The sequence below is a fragment of the Bradyrhizobium sp. genome (assembly GCF_016462955.1).
GTDB lineage: Bacteria > Pseudomonadota > Alphaproteobacteria > Rhizobiales > Xanthobacteraceae > Bradyrhizobium.
In genome coordinates this window covers 8,644-12,960 of record NZ_JAEMSD010000168.1, presented here as the reverse complement: position 1 = coordinate 12,960, position 4,317 = coordinate 8,644, and the positions used below count along the sequence as shown (strand labels likewise).

Sequence of the window (4,317 nt, the reverse complement as noted above, 5' to 3'; positions counted from 1 at the left end):
CGGGTGAGGAAGCTCAGCGCGACCTGACGGGGCGTCGCACGATGCGCTTCCGCGATGCGCGCCAGCACGGCACCGCCCTTGCTGCCGCTCGCCGGGAAATCGTCATGGCCGAACGGCGAATAGGCGACAACGGCGACATTGTGCTGCTCGCACCACGGGATCACCGCGTGCTCGATCGCGCGTTCTTTCAGGTGATAGAGCACCTGGTTGCAGGCGATCCGGCCCTCGCCCGCAACATCGAGGATCTCGTCGAGATCGTCAGCGTCGAAGTTCGAAACGCCCCAGGACTTGATCTTGCCTGATTTCACCAACTCCTCGAACGCGGCAACGGTGTCCTCCAGCGGATAAGAGCCGCGCCAGTGCAAGAGATAACAGTCGAGGCGATCAGTCTTCAGCCGCTTCAGCGAGCGCTCGCAGGCGGTGATGGTGCCGCGGCGCGAGGCGTTGCTCGGCAGCACCTTTGAAACGAGGAACACTTCGTCGCGCCGGCCTGCGATAGCCTCGGCAATGACGAGCTCGGCATCCCCGTACATCTCGGCGGTGTCGATGTGCGTCATGCCGAGATCGAGCCCGCGCTGCAGCGCTGCAATCGCGCGCTTGCGGTCGCCATGGTCGAGATACCAGGTGCCCTGCCCGATGACGGAGACGTTGGTGCCGGTGTTGCCGAAGGGCTTTGTGTTCATGTTGGCTCCAGGGCGCGTTTCCCACGCCTGCTTGAAGGAAGCGCGCGGCAGCATAGGGCACAATCGCAGACGCGTCGATTGGGCGGGGCCGTGGCCCGCCAGCCCATACTCTCGTGTCCCGGACGCGCTGCAACGCTCGAGCGTTGCGGCGCAGAGCCGGGACCCAGGACGCCACGCAACTCGGTGCAGCATGGGCCCCGGCTCTGCAGCGCACCGTCGCACCGGACAATGCTTCGCACCGCCGGGGAGACGCTGCACTGCGTCGGGGGCACGAGATCGCAGTGTTGGCACACACCCGTATCCAAGCCGTCATCGCGAGCGTAGCGAAGCAATCCAGAATCCTCGCCGGGAAGACGCTGGATTGCTTCGCTACGCTCGCAATGACGGTGGAGAGAGCCAGCCTATCCCGCCGCGCCTGCGACCTTCGCCGGCTTCACCGGCGCCAGTTCCGTCGTGGCGATCAGACGCTTCAGCTCGGGGATGCAGGAGCCGCAATTGGTGCCGGCCTTCAGCTCGGCGCCGATTTCGGCGGCCGTGCGGGCGCCGCTGGCGATGCTGTCGCAGATGGTGCCGCGGCCGACGCCGAAGCAGGCGCAGACGATGGGACCAGTCGAAGCCGCGCCTTCGCCGGACCTGCCCGACAGCAGCATACGGCGTTGCTCGTCGCTGACCTGATCGGCCGCGAACAGGCTCTTCACCACCTCCCAGTCGCCGGCATCGTGCGCGGGTCCGACGAACAGGCAGGTCTCGATTCGATCCCCATCAAACGAAGCCGCGCGAAAAACCCCGCCGCCGAAGTCGCGATATTCGGCAACATCCTCCCCGGCGACATTCTCGAGCCAGGCAGGCCAGCGCGAAAGATCGCCGTTGTCGGCAAAGAGATAACCGAATCCGCCGCTGACGGTCACGCGCGTCCACAACAGGTTTTGCGGCAGATCGAGCCGCCTCCGCGACAAAGCAAAACCGCGGAAGACGTATTCGTAAGGAGCGATCGCCGCGGGCGTCGCCTTCAATTCCGGCTGCCCCGAGAACGGATCGGTGAACGGCGCGACCATCGCCCCGATGCGGCCGTGCGAGGCGTTCATCGCGCTCCAGTGGATCGGCACGAACAGCGCGCCGCGCTGCTGCCGCTCGCTGACGACGACCTTCAGGATGCACTGGCCGTAGTCGGTGGTGATGCGTGCATAGCCGTCATGTGCGACGCCGTATTTGCCGGCGTCGTCGGGATGGATCTCGACGAACGGCTCGGGCAGGTGCGCGCCCAGCCGCTGGCTCAGCCCGGTGCGCGTCATGGTGTGCCACTGGTCGCGGATGCGTCCGGTGTTGAGCCTCAGGGGGCGCGACGGGCCGGTCTCCCCGCGCAGCGTGGGCACCTCGGGCGCGACGAAGCGGCCCTTGCCGTCGTTGGTGAAGAAGCCCCCAGCAGCGAAGAAGCGCTCGCCGGGCATCCCGCCCTCGCGCACCGGCCACTGCACCGGTTGCAAGGCATCGAACGCGTCGTCCGACAGCGAGGTCAGCGCGCCGATGTCGAAATCGCGGCTGCCATTGTTCTCGAACGCCGACAGCGCGGCATGCTCGCGGAAGATATCCGCCGCGGATTTGTAGTTGAAGCTGTCGCCGAAGCCGAGGCGCTTCGCGGTCTCGCTCAGGATCCACCAATCGGGGCGCGCCTCGCCGGGCGCCGGCAGGAACGAACGCTGGCGCGAGATGCGGCGTTCGGAATTGGTCACCGTGCCCGACTTCTCGCCCCAGGCCAGCGCCGGCAGCAACACATGCGGGCCGGCAGCGACGGTGTCGTTGGAAAGCACGTTCTCGGAGACCACGAACAGTTCGAGCTTCTTCAGGGCCTCGCGAACCATGTCGGCATCTGGCAGCGACACCGCCGGGTTGGTGCCCATCACCCAGAGCGCCTTGACCTCGCCGCGGTTGATCGCCTCGAACAACTGCACCGCCTTCAGCCCTTCATGCGTGGCGATGCGCGGCGCCTTCCAGAACCGCCTGACCCGATCGATGTCCGGCGGCGTGAAGCTCATATGGGCGGCGAGCATGTTAGCGAGGCCGCCGACCTCGCGGCCGCCCATGGCGTTGGGCTGGCCGGTGAGCGAGAACGGCGAGGCGCCGGGCTTGCCGATGCGCCCCGTCGCCAGATGGCAGTTCAGGATGGCGTTGACCTTGTCGGTGCCCTGCGCCGACTGATTGACCCCTTGCGAATAGAGCGTGACGACCTTCTCGGTGTCACGGAACATCTTGAAGAAGGTGGCGACGTCCTGCTCGGACAGCCCGGTGGCGAGCGCCGTCGCGGCGGCGCTGCCGGCTATGCTGCGCGCACGCGCCAGCGCATCGTCGAAACCGCTGGTGTTCTGCGCGATGTAATCCCGATCGAGCGCACCATTGTCGGCGAGGTGAACGAACAGGCCGGAGAACAGCGCGGTATCAGTGCCGGGCTTGAGGCCGAGGAACAGATCGACGTCACCAGCGGTGTCGGTGCGGCGCGGATCGATCACGATCATGCGCGCGCCGCGCTCCTGCCTATTCTTCAGCATACGCTGGAACAGCACCGGATGACACCAGGCTGCATTCGAGCCGACGAAGACGAGCAGGTCGGCCTGGTCGAGATCCTCGTAGCAGCCCGGCACGGTGTCGGCGCCGAAAGCGCGGCGATGACCGGCCACCGAGGAGGACATGCAGAGCCGCGAATTGGTGTCGACGTTGGCGGTGCCGACGAACCCCTTCATCAGCTTGTTGGCGACGTAATAGTCTTCGGTGAGCAGCTGGCCGGAGAGATAGAACGCGACCGCGTCGGCGCCGTCACGGGCGATGATGTGCTGCATGCGATGGGCGACATGATCGAGCGCATCGCTCCAGGCAACCCGCTCCAGCACGCCCTTGCAGCGGATCATCGGGTAGAGCAGACGGTTTTCCGGCCCGACGGTCTCGCCGAGCGCGGAGCCCTTGGAGCACAGCCGGCCGAAATTGGCGGGGTGGTCGGGATCGCCCGCGATCGCCGCTCCGCCCTTGCCGTCCGGCGTCGCCAGCACGCCGCAACCGACGCCGCAATAGGGACAGGTGGTCCTGGTGGTTCGGAGGTCTGGATCGATCGCGGTCATATCAAGCCGCCTCCGAAGGCTGCGCCAGGGCGCGGCCGAATATCATGTCGGCGCGGATTGCCGTCACCTTGTCGCGATTGCGGATCAGCTCGAGATACCAGAGCGCATCGATCGTATCGCCGATCAGCACCGCACCGGTGAGCCGCCCGTCCGCGATCACGAGCTTCTTGTAGGTGCCCCGCCTGCGGTCCGATAGGACGAGGCTCTCGCTGCCCTCCCCGCCCATGAAATCGCCGGCGGAGAACACGCTGACGCCGGACACCTTCAGATTGGTCGAGACCACGCTACCCTGATAGGCGGCGGGCCGGCCGGCGAGATGCCGCGCCAGCACCCGCGCCTGCTCATAGGCCGGCTCGACCAGGCCATAGCAGCTGCCGCGGTGCTCGGCGCATTCGCCGAGCGCAAAGACGTCGGGCGAGGAGGTCTGCATCACGTCGTTGACCACGACGCCGCGGTTGACGGCGATGCCCGCCTCCTTCGCCAGCACGACGTTCGGCCTGATGCCGGCAGCGAAGATCACCGCGTCG

3 protein-coding genes are annotated in these 4,317 nt (G+C 66.7%); all 3 read right to left on the bottom strand.

Annotated features, from left to right (window positions below; all coding sequences use genetic code 11):
- The coding region (locus JHD07_RS18305; RefSeq protein ID WP_291624551.1) for an aldo/keto reductase at positions 1-683 on the bottom strand (683 nt) is incomplete at its 3' end.
- A 401-nt stretch (positions 684-1,084) separates the two neighbouring features.
- Positions 1,085-3,790, bottom strand: coding sequence for a nitrate reductase (locus tag JHD07_RS18300; RefSeq protein ID WP_291624550.1), 2,706 nt, complete (start codon positions 3,788-3,790; stop codon positions 1,085-1,087).
- Between the two features lies 1 nt (position 3,791).
- Positions 3,792-4,317 (bottom strand): FAD-dependent oxidoreductase (locus tag JHD07_RS18295; RefSeq protein WP_291624549.1); only part of this gene is annotated, 526 nt, incomplete at its 5' end.